Genomic DNA, 15,318 nt, shown 5'->3' with positions numbered 1-15,318 from the left:
GAGTCCCTCGCCGACTCCCTGGGCGCGGCGGTGGGTGCCTCGCGTGCCGCGGTGGACGCGGGCTGGTATCCGCACTCCAACCAGGTCGGCCAGACGGGCAAGAGTGTCTCGCCGCAGCTGTACATCGCCTCGGGCATTTCCGGTGCGATCCAGCACCGGGCGGGCATGCAGACCTCCAAGACGATCGTGGCGATCAACAAGGACGCCGAAGCCCCGATCTTCGACCTGGTCAACTACGGCGTGGTCGGCGACCTCTTCGACGTCGTCCCCGCCCTCACCGAAGAGGTCAACACCCGCAAGGGCTGAGCCAGTCCAGGAAGTACTTGAGGCAGTACGAGGCCTTCACCACCGCAGCTTTATGCGGTGGCGAAGGCCTCGTCGCGTCAGAGGGGTCACCGAGGCCTGCGGAGAGCAGCGGTGAGGGCCGACAGGTGTTCCGCGACCGGGCCCAAGGTGAGCAAGCCGCTGCCTGCTCCCGCTAACTCAGCCTCTGCCGGGAGGAGTTCAGCGCGGGCGCGCTCCATCGTCTCCCGGTCGTCGACCGCGATCGCCGCTCGCGCGGCCAGGCACCACAGAGCTTCCAGCAGCAGATCGCGAGGTGGGTCCGGGAGTCGGCGCAGCGCCGCCGCGGCCTCGCCGGCGCGGTTCTGGGACAGCAGGATCAGGGGGCGGGCCCAGGGTTCGTACGGGCCCCAGTCCGTGGTATCTGACTTCTCTTCGGTATCTGACTTCTCTTCGCCGAACTCCACGCCGCTCATGGGGAGTTGGCCGTGCCGTAGACGCAGGCACAGCAGCGCCAGCGGCAGCAGTCCCGTCCGCAGGCCGGGCATACCGGCGCCATCCAGCCGCGCGGCGGCGGCCCGGTAGGCAGCTTCGGCCGCGGGCGATGGGCCGGTCTCCGCGAGCCGCAGCGCGCCGTACCACTGGGTGAACACGCCCACCAGCGGCAGCTCGTGACGCTCCGCCAGCCGGTCCGCGGCTGCCGCGTGGCCGTCGGCGCCGGGGAAGTCCGCGAGCGCGCCGCGGGCCTGGAGGCGGATGAGATGGCCGAGGACCTCGTAGGTCGCCAGGCCGTGCCGGGCGGAGAGGGCGATGAGCTCGGCGCCGATCGCGTCCCGGCGCGGGGCCAGACCCGCGCGGTCGAAGGTCTGCATGAACGACCCGTTCAGGGTGAACGCGAGGAGCGCGGGGTCCTCAAGGCGGCGGGCGATCTCCTCCGCCTGCCGGGCGGCCTGGGGCCCGCGCGCCGAACCGGTCCCGCGTGACTCCAGGGCGATCGTGGCCAGCAGGCGGGCCCGTGCCGCCGGGTGTGCGTCCGGGCGGAGGGCGGCCAGGGTGCGTTCGGCCGCCGCCACGACCTGCGCCGCCTGGCGGGGGTCGTCGACGCGGGTCCAGATCGCCGGGACGTCGTACGCGCCGATCACGCGGGCGGTGAGCTCCGCGTCCCCCAGTTCCTCCGCCGCCGCGACCGCCGCCACGCGGTGCTCACGGGCCGCTTCGAGGCCGCCGCCTCCCGTGACCGCCAGGTTGCGCAGCAGACTCACCGTGGAGTCGAGGCGGGCGCGGGCACCGGAGGCCACGGTCCGGTCATAGGCGGTGGTGGCCTGTGCCCACACCCGTTCCGCCGCGTCACCGGGCCCGGACGCGGGGTCGAGGTGGTGGGCGTGGCCGAGGATGTCCGCCTCCAGGCGGCGCAGTCGGGGGCCGGGATCCACGCCCAGCTGCTCGACCAGGAGCGCCCGGGCGCGGCGCAGGACCGCGAGCGCGTCGCCCTGGCGGCCGGTGCGGTAGAGCGCGAGGGCGAGAAGCCGCCAGGCGTCCTCGCGCCAGGGGTGCTCGGTCACGTGCGCGTCCAGACCGGGCACCGCCTCGCCTGCGCGGCCCAGGCCGAGGAGGGCGTCGGCGCGGCGCTCGACGGCGTGCAGGCGCAGCTCGCCCAGGCGGGAGCGCTCGGCGCGGGCCCAGGTCTCCTCGGCGAACTCGGCGTAGGCGGGGCCGCGCCACCAGCCAAGCGCCTCGTCGAGGCGGCCGATCGCCTCCCGGGGCGGCAGCGTCGCCGCGACGGTCAGCGCCTGCTCGAAGCGCCAGGCGTCCACCGCGCCGGGCTCGGCCCGCAGGGCGTACCCGGGACCCTCGGTGACCAGCAGCCGGGCGGGAGTACGGGGCGGGCGCTCCGGTTCAAGGGCACGGCGCAACGCGGCAACGAATGTGCGTACGGCCCCTACCGCGTCCTGTGGCGGCTCCACCCACAGGTCCTCGACCAGGCGGGCGACCGGTACGACGCGGCGGCGGGCGACGATCAGCCGGGCGAGCACCGCGCGGTGCCGCGGGCCCTTCAGCGCGACGGCGCTCCCGGCGCCGTCCCAGGCCCGGTCCCCCGCTCCGTCCCAGGCCACCACCGGCCCCAGAACCCCGAACGCGACCTGCACCCTTGACCACCCTTTCGCCCTCTCCGCGGGCATCGCCCCTGGTCACGGTAGCGCGCTCATCGGATGCTCATCGGCGCCCGGCAGGCTCGGAGCCATCGGTTCCACCACCTCGTCCACCACCTCCTCCACCCCGTTTCCGCCACCCGTTTCCACCCCCCCGAAGGACGCCACCATGACTCCTGCCATCGAGAACTTCACCCACCGACGCGTCCCCGTCTCGTACGACGTGTCCCTGAACGTGGCCGTCGGCGGTTCGGGCCCGCCGCTCGTGCTGCTGCACGGCTTCCCGCAGACCCATCTGATGTGGCGGCACGTCGCCGCGGACCTCGCGGCCGACCACACGGTCATCTGCCCCGACCTGCGCGGCTACGGGGCGAGCGACAAACCCGCGGAGACCGACGGAACCACGTATTCCAAGCGCACCATGGCCGCCGACGTCGTCGCCCTGGCCCGCGAGCTTGGGTACGACCGTTTCGCGCTGGCCGGGCACGATCGCGGCGCCCTGGTCGCGTTCCGCGCAGGGCTCGACCATCCCGGTACGGTCACTCACCTGGCCTGCCTCGACGTGCTGCCGACGCTGGACATGTGGGACGTGCTGCACGGAGTCACCGCCGCCGTCGGCTTCCACCTCTATCTGATGGCCCAACCTCCAGGCCTGCCCGAGCAGTTGATCGCCGCTTCACCGGACGCGTTCTTCGGCCACTTCCTCGACATCTGGACCAGCGATCCACGGGCGATCCCCGCCGACGTCCGCGCCGCCTACCTCGACGCCTGCCGTGCCGCGGTGCCCTCGATCGTGGCCGACTACCGCGCATCGGCAGGCGTCGACGTCGACCACGACCGGGCGGACCGGGACACCGGAAGCCGACTGCGGATGCCGGTCGCCGTGCTCCAGCAGGACTGGGGCAGCGCCCTCGGCTTCGACGCGGCAGCCCTGTGGGGAGCCTGGGCGCCGGACCTGCGGCACACGCCCGTGACCTGCGGCCACTTCATGGCCGAGGAGGCGCCCGCCGACGTCGCCGAGGCGCTCCGGGACCTCCTCGCCCGCTGAGCCCGCCAGGAACCTCCACGTCGTCCCGCCCCACGTAAATGCGTTGGAGACGACGGCCCCTGCTGCCTACCGTTCGCAGTCGATCGGCACGAACAGGAGAAGTCACGGTGGAGCACAACGGATGGGCCGACGAGCGGTTCGGGGCGGTCGCGGACGTCTTCTCGCGGAACTTCACCGAGTTCGGTGAACTCGGCGCGTCCGTCGCCGTGTTCGTCGACGGACGCAAGGTCGTCGACCTGTGGGGCGGCGTCGCGGACGAGCGGACCGGGCGCCGCTGGGACGAGAACACGGTGGTCCCGGTCTTCTCCTGTGCCAAGGGTATCGTCGCCGTCTGTGTCCACCTCCTCGCCCAGGAGGGGCGCCTGGACCTTGACGCTCCGGTGGCCGTCCACTGGCCGGAGTTCGCGCGCGGCGGCAAGGAAGCGATCACCCCACGCATGGTCCTCGCGCACCGTGCCGGACTCCCCGCTCTCGACCGCTCCCTCAGCTTCGACGAGATCACCGAGTGGACGCCGGTGGTCCGGGCGATCGAGGAGCAGAAGCCACTCTGGGAGCCGGGCACCGCCCACGAGTACCACGGGCACACCTTCGGCTTCCTCCTCGGCGAGCTGATCCGCCGCGTCACCGGCCTCACCCCGGGCGCCTACTTCCGCGAGGCCATCGGCGACCGGCTCGGCCTGCGCACCTGGATCGGCCTGCCCGAGGAGGAGGTCTCCAGGCTGGCCCGGCTCAGTGAGGCGGAGCGCAGGCCGGGAAACCCCGACCCCGAGTCCCTGGTCATGCGGATCGTGACGATGAACGGGGCCTTCGCCTTCCCCGGCCTCGAAGCGCCGCACGGCTGGAACGATCCCGACCTGCTGCGCGCCGAGATTCCCGGCGCGGGCGCGGTGTCGTCGGCGCGCGGTCTTGCGACGCTGTACGCGGCTGCGGCGACGGGGGTCGACGGCTCGGCCCGGCTGCTCAGCGGGGACACCGTCACCGACGCCCTGCGCGAACTCACCGCGGGCGCCTCCTGGTCGGGCTTCCCCGACCTGGGCGCCCGCTGGGGCGCGGGCTTCCTGCTCGACGCTCCCCGCTTCCGTCCGATGCTCGGCGAGCGCAGCTTCGGCAACGACGGCGCGGGCGGCCAATTCGCCTTCGGGGACGACGAGTTCGGCGTCGGCTTCGCCTACACCGCGAACCGGATGATCGGCCATGGCGACGCACGGTCCGCCCGGCTGGTCGCCGCGGTCAGGGAGTGCCTGCCGGTGGCGTGAGCCGTTCAGCTCGTCGGCCGCGCGGAAACGCCCCGTATCCGGTAAGCCGGATATGGGGCGGTGCGTGACGTTCTCGGCGTCCGCCGAGGACAGGGTGCGTATGCTCACCGCAGATTTCTGTTGGCGGACATCTGTTCGCCGATTTCTGTTATCTCCGTCCGCTCACGCGTTCTCCCAGGTGTAAGGCCACAACGTGCCGACGAAGAAAGCGAGTGAGGCAGTCCGTGATCGGTGAACACGATCCTCTGGTGACGGCGGCGCAGACCGGGGACCAGCGAGCGCAGGACGAGCTGGTGGCCGGGTATCTGCCGCTGGTCTACAACATTGTCGGACGGGCGCTCGAAGGCCACGCCGACGTCGACGACGTGGTGCAGGAGACGATGCTGCGGGCGCTCGCCGGCCTGGCCTCGCTCCGCGACCCCGCGAGCTTCCGGTCCTGGCTCGTGGCCATCGCCATGAACGAGATCCGCAGGCACTGGCAGCAGCGCTCGACCGGGCAGAAGCGCCCGGGTCCGCTCGACGAGGCGCACGACGTCGTGGACCCCGGCGCGGACTTCGTGGACCTGACCATCATCCGCCTCGGCCTGGTGGGGCAGCGCCGTGAGGTGGCCGAGGCCACCCGGTGGCTGGACACCGACGACCGCGCCCTGCTCTCCCTGTGGTGGCTCGAGGTCTCAGGCGAGCTCACCCGCACGGAGGTCGCCGCCGCCATGGAGCTGCCGACGCAGCACACCACGGTGCGGGTGCAGCGGATGAAGACCCAGCTGGAGACGGCCCGGATCGTGGTCCGCGCGCTGGCCGCGGCGCCCCGGTGCCCCTACCTGGCCGAAGTGGTGGCGCCCTGGGACGGCACCCCTTCCGCTCTCTGGCGCAAGCGGCTCGCCCGGCATGTCCGCGACTGCGCGGTGTGCTCGGGCCACGGCGCGGGCCTGGTGCTCGCCGAGCGCCTGCTGGTGGGCCTCGCCCTGGTGCCACCGGCCGCGGCGCTGGCGGCCCCCGGTGCGATACGTGCGATGAGCGCGGCCGACGGACACGCCACGGCGTCCGACTGGCCCCTTACGCCGGGGGACTCGCCGCACATGGCGCCCGGCTCGCCCCACGCGCCGGGGGACCCAGGGCACGCAGCTGCCAACTCCCCGCATCTGGCAGCCGACGCAGACCCCGGTCTGCACCACATATCCGGCTCCCGCGGCGCCCCCGCGAGACACGCCGCCCAGCGCCACCACCGCCTGCCGCGCAAGGGCCGCACGGTGGCCGCGGGCATAGCCGTGCTCGTCGTCGCGACCGGGGTCATCTACTCGGCCACCCGCCCCGCGGACGACGAAAAGACGCAGGCCCAGCCGCTCACGGCGTCGCGCCCGCCCTCCCCGGCGGCGGCTCCCTCCTCCGCGTCCGCCACACCCACCAAGAAGAAGTCCCCCTCCCCTTCCGCCGCCCCAAGTCGGACGCGCAAGCCCTCTCCCAAGCCCACGCCGTCCAAGGCCCCGAAGCCCGCGCCCGAGCCCACCCGCACCAGCGCCGTCCCCCAGGCTCCGCAGGCCCCCGCGGGCACCTCGTACAGCCAAGAGGTCACCCGGCTCGTGAACGCCGAGCGCGCCAAGAGCGGCTGCGGCCCGGTGACGCTCAACAGCAAGCTGGGCAAGGCGGCGCAGGGGCACTCCGACGACATGGCGCAGCGCGACTTCTTCGACCACACGAACCCCGACGGCGAGGACCCCGGAGACCGGGTCACGGCGGCCGGTTACAAATGGACCACCTACGGCGAGAACATCGCCGCCGGGCAGCGCACCCCGGCCTCCGTCATGGACTCCTGGATGAACAGCTCCGGCCACCGCGCCAACATCCTCAACTGCTCCTTCAAGGAGATCGGCATCGGCTACCGGCAAGGCAGCGGCGGCCCCTGGTGGACGCAGAACTTCGGCGCGCGGTAAATAGTCCGGGGCGCGCGCACCGCCCTCGACGCGCGCCCGGCCCTCCGCTCGAATAGCGTGAAATCCACAGGAATTCCGTCGGCACTGGAGGCTTTCGCGATGTCCGCGCATACGGAAGGCACGCCCTGCTGGGCGGACGCGATGTTCCCCGACGTGGAGGCCGCCAAGAGCTTCTACGGGGAGGTGCTCGGCTGGACGTTCGACAGCGGCTCGGAGGAGTTCGGCGGGTACGCGCAGGCGCGCTCGGACGGCAAGGCCGTGGCCGCGGTCGCCCCGCAGACGCAGGGCGTGGAGGGCCCCGCCGCCTGGAACCTCTACTTCGCCACGCCCGATGCCACCGCGACGGCCGCGAAGATCCGCGACAACGGCGGGACCCTCGCCATGGAGCCGATGCGGGTCGGCGAGTTCGGCACCATGGCGACGGCGCAGGAGCCCAGCGGCGCGTACTTCAGCGTCTGGCAGCCGGACACCCACGAGGGCTTCGAGAAGACGGGCGAGACCGGCGCGTACTGCTGGGCGGAGGTCACCACGCGCGACCCCGCGGCGACGGACGTGTTCTTCCCCGCCGTCTTCCCCTACGAGACGCGGAAGATGGACGTCGACGACGTCGACTTCAGCGTCTTCCAGGCCGGTGGCGAGCCGGTTCTCGGCCGCCTCAAGATGACCGAGGACTTCCCGCCTGATGCGCCGCCGCACATCAACGTGCACTTCGCCGTGGACAACTGCGACGCGGCGATCGCCACCGTCACCAAGCTCGGCGGCAGGCTCATCTTCGGGCCGATGGACAGCCCCTTCGGCCGCTTCGCCACGGTCGCCGACCAGCAGGACGCGGTCTTCACCGTCATCGACCTGACGACCACGGAGGGCGAGATGCCCGAGTTCACCTAGAGCACCGCTCGGCTACGGCGTTGTGCCGGTCGCCGATGTGATCGTGCCGGGTCACGGTGGTGCGTTCGAGTCCGGCGGGACGGCGCCGGTACAGCCGCCGCACGCGGTGTCCTCACAGGCGCCGCCAGCGCGCGGAGGCGAAGGAGAAGACGCCGAAGAGGACGAGCCCGGTCGCGACGGCGGCCAGCAGCCAGGGGCCGGCGGGAGTGTGCGAGAAGCTGCGCAGCGTCGCGTCCACACCCTTGGCCTCGTCGGGGTCGAACTGGACGGCCGCCACCAGGATGAAGACGCCCGCCGCGGCGAACACGGCGCCGCGTGCCACACCGCCGGCCACTCCCAGGGCGGTGACGACCTGCCGGGCGCGTCCCTTGAGCGAACCGAGGTCCAGCTGCTTCAGGAAGCGGCGCATCATCGCCCGTACGGCGAGGACGATGCCGACACCGATGAGTACGCACCCCGCGGCCCCCACGAGGAGCCGCCCGTAGGGAAGTTCCAGGGCGGAAGCCGTCCAGTCCTTCGACTTGGCGTCACCGCTGGAGCCGCGGCTTCCGTCGGCGGCGTACGAAGCGGTGGCCCAGCAGACGAACGCGTAGAAGACCGCCCTGCCGCCGTCAAGGGCCCGCGAGGCCGTCTTCCTGCGCGTCCCGCCGGACAGCAGCGCGCGGGAACCCCGCCACAGGGCCATGCAGCCGAAGCCGACGACCAGCGCCCAGAGCATCAGCTCCCCGAAGGGCTGCTGCGCGACCTGGGCCAACGCGCCCTGCCGGTCGGCCTGTTCGCCTCCGCTGCCGAAGGCGATCTGGAGAGCCAGTGCGCCGATGAGTACGTAGACGACTCCGCGGGCGACGAAGCCCGCCCGGCCTGCCGCGCTCAGCGTTTCCTTCCGCGCCGAGCGGCTGGTCACGGACTTCCTGCCCAGGCCCCGTACGTGCAATCGAGACGACGTCATCCTGCCCTCCCCAAAAAACGTGGGCCGCGGTGGCGGCCCGTCTCCCGAGTGCCCGGTGCACGGCCTGCCATGCCTGGTGAACAGGGCCCGGCGCCCCGGCCGCAGCGACGGGTTCGGCCTCCCGCTACGGGCACGTAAGGGCGATGTGGGAGCAGCCCACGGCTCCCGGTACGAAGTCCACGCCTGTCTCCTCCGCCATGGCGGCGAAGAACTTACGGCCCTCGGAGGACTGCCGGGAGGTGGTCCAGGCGTAGGTGGGCCAGGGGTCGGCGGCGCGGTGGAGTGCCTCGCGTCCCAGGCCGAGGCCCTGCCAGGGTCCGGCGATCGCGATCGTGTTGATGTGGGCGGCGCCGCACGGATGGCACACCTGGTAGTCGAGGTGCCCGATGTCCCGGCCCTTGCCGTCGAGGACCGTGATGACCTGGTGGCCTGCGGCCACCGCGGCCGGGGCGAACCGGTAGGTGACCGCCTGCGGGCAGGGCGGAGGCGGTCTTCGGAACTTCACCTCGGAGCCGCACTCACGCGGGCCACCGGGTGCCGGTGGGTGACTTCGTCGTCACGGGACATTCCCCGCACACTAGCCACAGCGGACGGCACCCGTACATCCCCGTTACGGGTGGCTTTCCCTCCGTCTCCAAAGGCGCGTCGCGCGGCTCTCACACCGGCTGCCGCGGTTCCATCAGGCGGGCGAGCAGATCGTCCAGGCTGACCAGGCCGGTGAGCCGGCCCGACTCGTCGCAGAGCACGGCGAGGGAGGCCCGGCGCCGGCGCAGTTCCTCGACGGCGTGGGCGACGGTGTCGTGGGCGGCGAGTTCCGGGACCGGCCGTGCCAGCTCGCGTGCGGTCAGGCTGCGGTTCTGGGCGCGGGCCACCAGGGCGTCACGGGCGTGCACCGAGCCGAGGACGGTACCGCCGTCCCTGACGAGCAGCCGGGTGCGGTCGCTCGCGGCGGCCACTTCCAGGACCGCGTCAACGCTCGCGTCGGCCGGGACGGACGTGATCTGCGCGGCGGCGGTCTGCAGGTCGCCGACAGCGGCCAGCGGCGCGGTGAGCGAGGTGGTGATGAGCCCCGAGTCGGCCTCGCTGATCAGGCCGAGCCGCCACGACTCCTCGACCAGATGTCCGAGCTGCTCGCGGTTGTGGACCGAGGTGAGCTCGTCGCGCGGGGTGACCTTGCACAGCCGTACGAGGGCGTTGCTGACCTTGTTGAGGACGGTGAGCAGGGGGCGTACGACCCTGACGACGGCCCGGAAGGGCGGCGTGAGGAGCATCGCCGAGCGCTCCGGGTGGGCGATGGCCCAGGACTTGGGGGCCATCTCGCCGACGACCATGTGCAGGAACACCACGACGATCATGGCGAGCGCGAAGGCGATGCCGTAGCTGAGCCCGGCGGGCAGGCCGAGCTTCGCCAGGAGCGGGTCGAGTTCGTGGGAGATGGCGGGCTTGGAGACCGAGCCCAGGCCCAAGGTGCAGACGGTGATGCCGAGTTGGGCTCCGGCGAGCATCAGGGACAGTTCGCGCATGCCCGCGAGCGCGGACCGGGCGCCGCGCTGTCCGGCGGCGACCGCGCGCTCCATGCGGTGCCGTTTGGCGGCGACGAGCGCGAACTCAGCGGCGACGAAGAAGCCGCTGGCGATCAGCAGCAGGACGGTGACGAAGAGGGCCAGGGGGAAGCTCATGCGCCGGCCTCCGCGCTGGTCGGCGCGTCCGCCGGGGGCAGGCGCTCGATGCGTACGCGCTCGGGCACGTGGCGGTCGAGGCCGAGTACGGCGACGGCCACGCGGCTTCCGTCGGCCAGTGCCACGGTCAGCCGGTCGCCGATGGCCGGGAAGCGGCCGAGCCGGTCCACGATGAGGCCCGCCACGGTGTCGTAGTCGGCCTCTTCGGGAAGGTCGATGCCGGTCGCGTCGGCCACCTCGTCCAGCCGGCGGCCCGCGTCGACGAACCAGCCGCCTCCGTCCGCGACCGCGAGTTCGACGACGGTGTCGGACTCGTCGGCGATGTCTCCGACCAGCTCCTCCGCGATGTCCTCGTACGTCACGATGCCCGCCACTCCCCCGTGTTCGTCGAGGACGACCGCGAACTCGTCGTCCCGCTCGCGCATCTGCGCCACCGCGCCCGGCAGCGGCAGGGTGTCGGGCAGCAGCAGGGGGCGCCTGGCCTGTTCCCCGGCGGTGGTGCGGTCGAAGCGCGCGGCGGGCAGCCGCATCAGCTCGCGCACCCCGAGGACGCCCGCGACATCGTCCGGGTGGTCCCCCATGACGGGGTAGTTCGAGTGCCCGTGCCCGGCGATGAGCCGCACGGCCTCGTCGGTCGTGGCGTCCTTGCGTACGAAGATGACGTCGGCGCGCGGCACCATCACCTCGTCCAGTGTGCGCTCGGAGAACTCCAGGGCGTGGTCGAGGAGTTCGGCGCTCTCACGCGGCAGCTGGCCGTGCTCGTGGGACTCGCCGATGAGGTGGCTGAGCTCTTCCAGGGTGGCGCCGTGGTGGAGTTCCTCGACGGGCTCGATGCCGATCGCGCGCAGCAGCCTGTTGGCCGCGCTGTCGAAGACGCGTACGACGGGACCGACAACTTTCAGATACGCCAGGGTCGAGGATGCCAGGGATTTCGCGAGCCGCTCGGGGACGGCGAGCGCGAGGTTCTTGGGAGCGAGCTCGCCGACGACCATCTGGAGGACGGTGGCGACGACGAAGCCGAGGACCACGGAGAGCGCGGAGACCACTCCGTCGGAGAGCCCGGTGCCGTCCAGGGCGGGCTTGAGGAGCCCCGACACGGACGGTTCGGCGAGGAAGCCGACGACCAGGCCGGTGACGGTGATGCCGAGCTGCGCGCCCGACAGCATGAACGAAAGCCGCTCAAGCACCCGCACGGCGCGGGCCGCCCGCTTGTCACCCGCCGCCGCGTCGCGCGCGAGGGCGAGGCGGTCCGCGGCCACGTACGCGAACTCCTGCGCGACGAAGTAGCCGGTGCCCGCGGTCAGGGCGAGCACGGCGAGCAGGCCGAGTACGGCGGACAGCAACAGTGGCTCCGTTCCGGGGTGCAGGGGCGTGCCGGTCCGATGGATGGTCGTGCCGGTCATTCTCAGCGGCTCGGGGGCATCCCGCCACGCCAGGCGGGACGCTCCCGGCCCATTCGACGACAGTGGGTGTAGAAGTAATGGCTACTTCTGGCTACTTCTACACCCACTGTAAAAGAATCGCAAAGAACGCTTACGGCTGGCGCCGCAGATCCAGGACCGCGAGGGCGGTCCGCTCCACCGCGAGCAGCAGGGCCAGCCCGATACCGACCACCAGACCCCACCCCACGTCGGGGATCCACAGCAGCGCCATCGGCACTGCGATGACCTGCCCGCGGGTCAGCCGGTGATCGTCACGCAAGGAAGCCCCACGCTGTCGCCGCCGCGGAAGCCCTCCGCGCAGATCCGGGTGCCCGCGGGGAAGTGGCGCTGCGGGTAGGCCTGGTCCCGGTACGTCCTGAACGCGTCGACGTCCTCCACCTTCGTGTTGGCGCTCCAGCCGTTGGTGCTCCACACGCGGGCGCTGATGCGGTGCGGCTGATTGGTGTTGATGACCGAGACCTCGACCCGGCCCAGGTAGGTGCCGGTGTCGTAGGTCTCGATGCAGACCGCGTTGTTGCACCACTTGCCGTCGGCCGCCGCCGGCGGTCCGGTGGCGATGATGCAGCCGAGCGCGGCGGCCGTGGCGCCGGCCCCCGCGGCCAGCTTCTTGATGATGTCGTGCATGAGTGCCCCTCAAGCCTTCTTCATGGCCCCCTGCGACAAGGCACGGGGCACGGGTTCTCTCGGTACGTGTGCGTGAGGGCCCCGCGGTTCGGCATCACCGGAAGCGCCGGCCCCGGCAGACCAACGCGCAGCAAGATCATCGGTTACGAGGTTCACCGCTCCGGACACGTTCGCCGCGCTGCGGCTACTGCCAATGAGCGACCGTGACAAGGACGTGGAGTTCCTCGCCCCGCGCCACCAACTCACCGCCTTGGAGCGGATGTTCGGAACGGGCCGAGTGAAGCGCTACGGAAGGACGGGCGTTCCTTGCCGCCCTGCTGGCGTCAATGCCCCGTCAGGTCCTGCGCCAGTTACGGCTACTGGCCCCGCCCGACACGTGCTGCGCTGGCACCGCGACCTGATCACACTGCGCCATGCCCGCACGTACCGAGCGTCCCGCGAACGGCACCGCATCTTCTCCAGCTACGCGACCCCGGCCACGATCGGCTGCGGCTCTTCTTCCAGCGGCCACAGGTTGACCCCGTCGGAGAGTGCCATCAGGGGCCAGGCGATCTTCTCCGCCCGGGTGCACGGACGCCCGCCTACAGCGTGGCGACAGTGAGGGCCAGCTTGCCGGTGGTCTGCCCGGATTCGATGCGGCGGTGTGCCTCGGCGGCCTGTTCCAGCGGCAGGGCCTGGACTTGTACCCGCAAAGTTCCCTGCGCCGCGGCCTGTACGGCCCGGCGCAGAGCACTCCCGGCGTCCTGGGGGAAGGCCGCGCAGAAGGCGGCGAGGTTGAACCCGCTGACGGTCTTGTTGGTGAACCACAGGTGGTTGGCGGAGAGAGTGACGTCCTCGGCGCCCGAGGCGTTGCCCATCACCACCATCCGTCCCATGGGGGCCAGCCGGTCCAGGCTGGCGGTGCGGGAGGGACCGCCGACCATGTCGACGACTATGTCGAACTCGCCCGCCTCGGCGATCTGGTCACGCAGGATCACCTCGTCGTAGCCGAAGCCCTTGGCGGTCTCGATCTTCGCTTCGCTGCCGACCGTTCCGACCACACGGCCGGCGCCCAGCAGCCGGGCGGCCTGGCCGAGCTGGCTGCCCACGCCGCCCGCGGCGGCATGGACCAGGACGCGGTCTCCTGGCTGGATGCGCGCCACCCGGTCCAGGACAAGGAAGGCGGTGGTGCTGTTGGAGGGCAGGGCCGCGGCGAGCTCGAGCCCGATACCGAGGCCGTCCAGCGAGACGACCAGATCTGCGGAGGTGACCACCACCTCGGCGTAGCCGCCGCCATCGACGATCGTCAGTGCGGCCACCATCTGACCGATCCTCAAGTCAGCAACACCCTCGCCGAGGGCGCGGATGCGGCCAGAGACCTCAATGCCGGGCACGAAGGGCAGCGGCACGTCCACCACGCCACGCCGGTAGAGGACCTCGGCGAAGTTTGCGCCTGCGTAGGCCACGTCGATGGCCACCTGGCCGGGACCGGGCTCGGGGATCGGCATCTGCTCGACCCGCAGCACTTGGGCCCCGCCGAACTCGGGGATGGCCACTGCCTTCATCTGTGTGCTGTTGCCGTTGCTGTTGCTGTTGCTGTTGCTGTTGCTGTTGCTGTTCATGGCAGTGATCCTGCCCTGGTGTCACGATGTCCGGCAGTGTCGGCTCATCCTGGGTGTGACACCACCAGGATGAGCGCACCTATGAACCAGCGTCCCGGCATCGGGATGGTCACCGATTCCCCGTACTCGACGTCCTCGCCCCAAGCCGCACCGCTCATCGTGGTCAAGTTCACCAAGAGCCAGTGCACCAGCTCACGCGGAGAACCACCCCCTCCCCCGGCCGCTGACCGCATTCCAGATGTATCTGGTAATTCCCCAGATCCCGGCTTGAGGGTCAGGTTGCGCCGGGTAGCCCCAGGGCAACCAAGAGCGCTGAGGAAAGCTCTTCCACGAACAGGGCCGACCCGGTGAGCGTCTGCCGGATGGCTTCCTCATCGGGCGTCAGTCCGGCAGCGGCCGACCAAGCGAGTGCGCCGGCCACGGCGGGTTCGATGGGGAAGTGCTCCAGAGGTATCTCGTAAACTCTCCGCCGTCTCGCGGTTGAGCAGGCCCTCCCAACTGCTGCCGTCCGGCGTGACCGCCTCGATGAACCCCACATCACTGTCGAAGAAGGACACGATGACGGCTGGTGTACCGGTTCTCCGGGCGAGGGTCGCGATGCTGCGCGGTCCGGCGTCGGCGAACGCTGTCACTTGCCAGCCCTCCGCCAACGCCTCCGTGTCGTCAATGCCCATGAACCCGGCTGCCCGCATGAGGTGGTGCAGCTCCGCTGTGGACCGGGTTGTCAATGAGCTTCTTCGATGTGGCCACCGATCGGGTGACGGTCCGTGAAGCGAAACGAGCGAGGCCCCCGGGCTGTCGATTCAGCGTCTTACGGACTCCCCAACCGGAACGGGCCACTTCCCCCGTTCCGGTTGGGGAGTTCTCGTGTGTCAGGCGGCTGTTCGCCCCGATGGGGCTAACGTCGTGCGCGGCTCCGGTGTCTTTGAGCGGTGACACTGCTCGGCCAGGCCAGGGCCTGCTCCTACGTACGTGTTCCGCACCCAGAACCGACGACGCAAGGGGAATCGATTCCATGACCGTCAAAGCAGCACGCCGCACCATGTCACCGCGTCGCTCCGCCGCCCGCACGGCGGCCGTGGCGGCCCTGTCCGCCGCCGCGCTCCTCGGCGGCGGTCTCACGGCTCAGGCCGCCGCCCCCGCCCGCACGACGGGCGCGGCTGTGGAGCTCGCGCCGGCCGGCGTGCTCGCGACCCAGTGCTACTACAGGGTCAACGCCAGCGGCGGTCTGCTGATCCGCAGCGGTCCCGGCACCGGATACTCGGTCGTCGGGTCCTACGCCAACGGCTCCACGATCCTCGCGTCGGCGTCCACCACCAACGGTTTCCGCAAGGTGGGCACCAACCGCTGGGTCTCCTCGGCGTACACCGTCCGCATCCCCAGCTATCCCTGCGAGTGACAGGGACCCGCGCCGAGGACACCGTTCCCCAGCCCTTCAACGGGCCGCCGGCCGCCGGAAATCCCTCCG

14 protein-coding genes are annotated in these 15,318 nt (G+C 71.5%); 6 read left to right on the top strand and 8 right to left on the bottom strand.

Annotated features, from left to right (window positions below):
- Positions 1-306: electron transfer flavoprotein subunit alpha/FixB family protein (locus tag ACGFX9_RS37985; RefSeq protein ID WP_393484384.1), on the top strand; the 306-nt coding region annotated here is incomplete at its 5' end.
- 86 nt (positions 307-392) lie between these two features.
- Here the strand turns inward: ACGFX9_RS37985 and ACGFX9_RS37980 are convergent.
- A complete protein-coding gene (locus ACGFX9_RS37980; protein WP_393484382.1) occupies positions 393-2,429 on the bottom strand; it encodes a BTAD domain-containing putative transcriptional regulator in 2,037 nt (678 codons plus the stop codon).
- A gap of 172 nt (positions 2,430-2,601) precedes the next feature.
- Here ACGFX9_RS37980 and ACGFX9_RS37975 point away from each other — a divergent pair, with 172 nt between their 5' ends.
- The 4 genes from ACGFX9_RS37975 to ACGFX9_RS37960 all read left to right on the top strand — a co-directional run bounded on the left by ACGFX9_RS37975 (position 2,602) and on the right by ACGFX9_RS37960 (position 7,555).
- Positions 2,602-3,480, top strand: coding sequence for an alpha/beta fold hydrolase (locus ACGFX9_RS37975; RefSeq protein ID WP_393484379.1), 879 nt, complete (start codon positions 2,602-2,604; stop codon positions 3,478-3,480).
- A gap of 107 nt (positions 3,481-3,587) precedes the next feature.
- A complete protein-coding gene (locus ACGFX9_RS37970; protein ID WP_393484377.1) occupies positions 3,588-4,736 on the top strand; it encodes a serine hydrolase domain-containing protein in 1,149 nt (382 codons plus the stop codon).
- A gap of 227 nt (positions 4,737-4,963) precedes the next feature.
- Positions 4,964-6,667, top strand: a complete 1,704-nt coding sequence (locus ACGFX9_RS37965) for a sigma-70 family RNA polymerase sigma factor (protein ID WP_393484389.1) — start codon at positions 4,964-4,966, stop codon at positions 6,665-6,667.
- Positions 6,668-6,766: 99 nt separating this feature from the next.
- On the top strand, positions 6,767-7,555 hold the full coding sequence (locus ACGFX9_RS37960; RefSeq protein WP_393484375.1) for a VOC family protein: 789 nt from the start codon (positions 6,767-6,769) through the stop codon (positions 7,553-7,555).
- Positions 7,556-7,667: 112 nt separating this feature from the next.
- Here the strand turns inward: ACGFX9_RS37960 and ACGFX9_RS37955 are convergent, their stop codons facing one another.
- The 7 genes from ACGFX9_RS37955 to ACGFX9_RS37925 all read right to left on the bottom strand — a co-directional run bounded on the left by ACGFX9_RS37955 (position 7,668) and on the right by ACGFX9_RS37925 (position 13,850).
- Positions 7,668-8,504: a DUF1206 domain-containing protein gene (locus tag ACGFX9_RS37955; RefSeq protein ID WP_393484373.1), complete on the bottom strand. Its 837-nt coding sequence runs from the start codon at positions 8,502-8,504 to the stop codon at positions 7,668-7,670.
- 124 nt (positions 8,505-8,628) lie between these two features.
- Entirely contained in the window at positions 8,629-9,009 is a 381-nt protein-coding gene (locus ACGFX9_RS37950) for an N-acetyltransferase (RefSeq protein ID WP_393484371.1), read from the bottom strand.
- A gap of 151 nt (positions 9,010-9,160) precedes the next feature.
- On the bottom strand, positions 9,161-10,183 hold the full coding sequence (locus tag ACGFX9_RS37945) for a hemolysin family protein (protein ID WP_393484369.1): 1,023 nt from the start codon (positions 10,181-10,183) through the stop codon (positions 9,161-9,163).
- A complete protein-coding gene (locus ACGFX9_RS37940) occupies positions 10,180-11,523 on the bottom strand; it encodes a hemolysin family protein (RefSeq protein WP_393484387.1) in 1,344 nt (447 codons plus the stop codon). Before ACGFX9_RS37940 ends, ACGFX9_RS37945 begins: the two co-directional genes overlap by 4 nt.
- A gap of 193 nt (positions 11,524-11,716) precedes the next feature.
- Positions 11,717-11,884, bottom strand: coding sequence for a hypothetical protein (locus ACGFX9_RS37935; protein WP_393484367.1), 168 nt, complete (start codon positions 11,882-11,884; stop codon positions 11,717-11,719).
- Entirely contained in the window at positions 11,863-12,249 is a 387-nt protein-coding gene (locus tag ACGFX9_RS37930; protein ID WP_393484365.1) for a hypothetical protein, read from the bottom strand. The genes ACGFX9_RS37935 and ACGFX9_RS37930 overlap by 22 nt, the downstream gene beginning before the upstream one ends.
- A 581-nt stretch (positions 12,250-12,830) precedes the next feature.
- Positions 12,831-13,850: a zinc-binding alcohol dehydrogenase family protein gene (locus ACGFX9_RS37925; protein ID WP_393484363.1), complete on the bottom strand. Its 1,020-nt coding sequence runs from the start codon at positions 13,848-13,850 to the stop codon at positions 12,831-12,833.
- A 1,015-nt stretch (positions 13,851-14,865) separates the two neighbouring features.
- Here ACGFX9_RS37925 and ACGFX9_RS37920 point away from each other — a divergent pair.
- Positions 14,866-15,249: an SH3 domain-containing protein gene (locus tag ACGFX9_RS37920; protein WP_393484361.1), complete on the top strand. Its 384-nt coding sequence runs from the start codon at positions 14,866-14,868 to the stop codon at positions 15,247-15,249.
- Positions 15,250-15,318 lie beyond the last annotated feature (69 nt).

Source organism: Streptomyces sp. NPDC048436 (genome assembly GCF_043200355.1).
Classification (GTDB): Bacteria; Actinomycetota; Actinomycetes; order Streptomycetales; family Streptomycetaceae; genus Streptomyces.
This window is presented reverse-complemented; position numbering and strand designations above follow the sequence as displayed.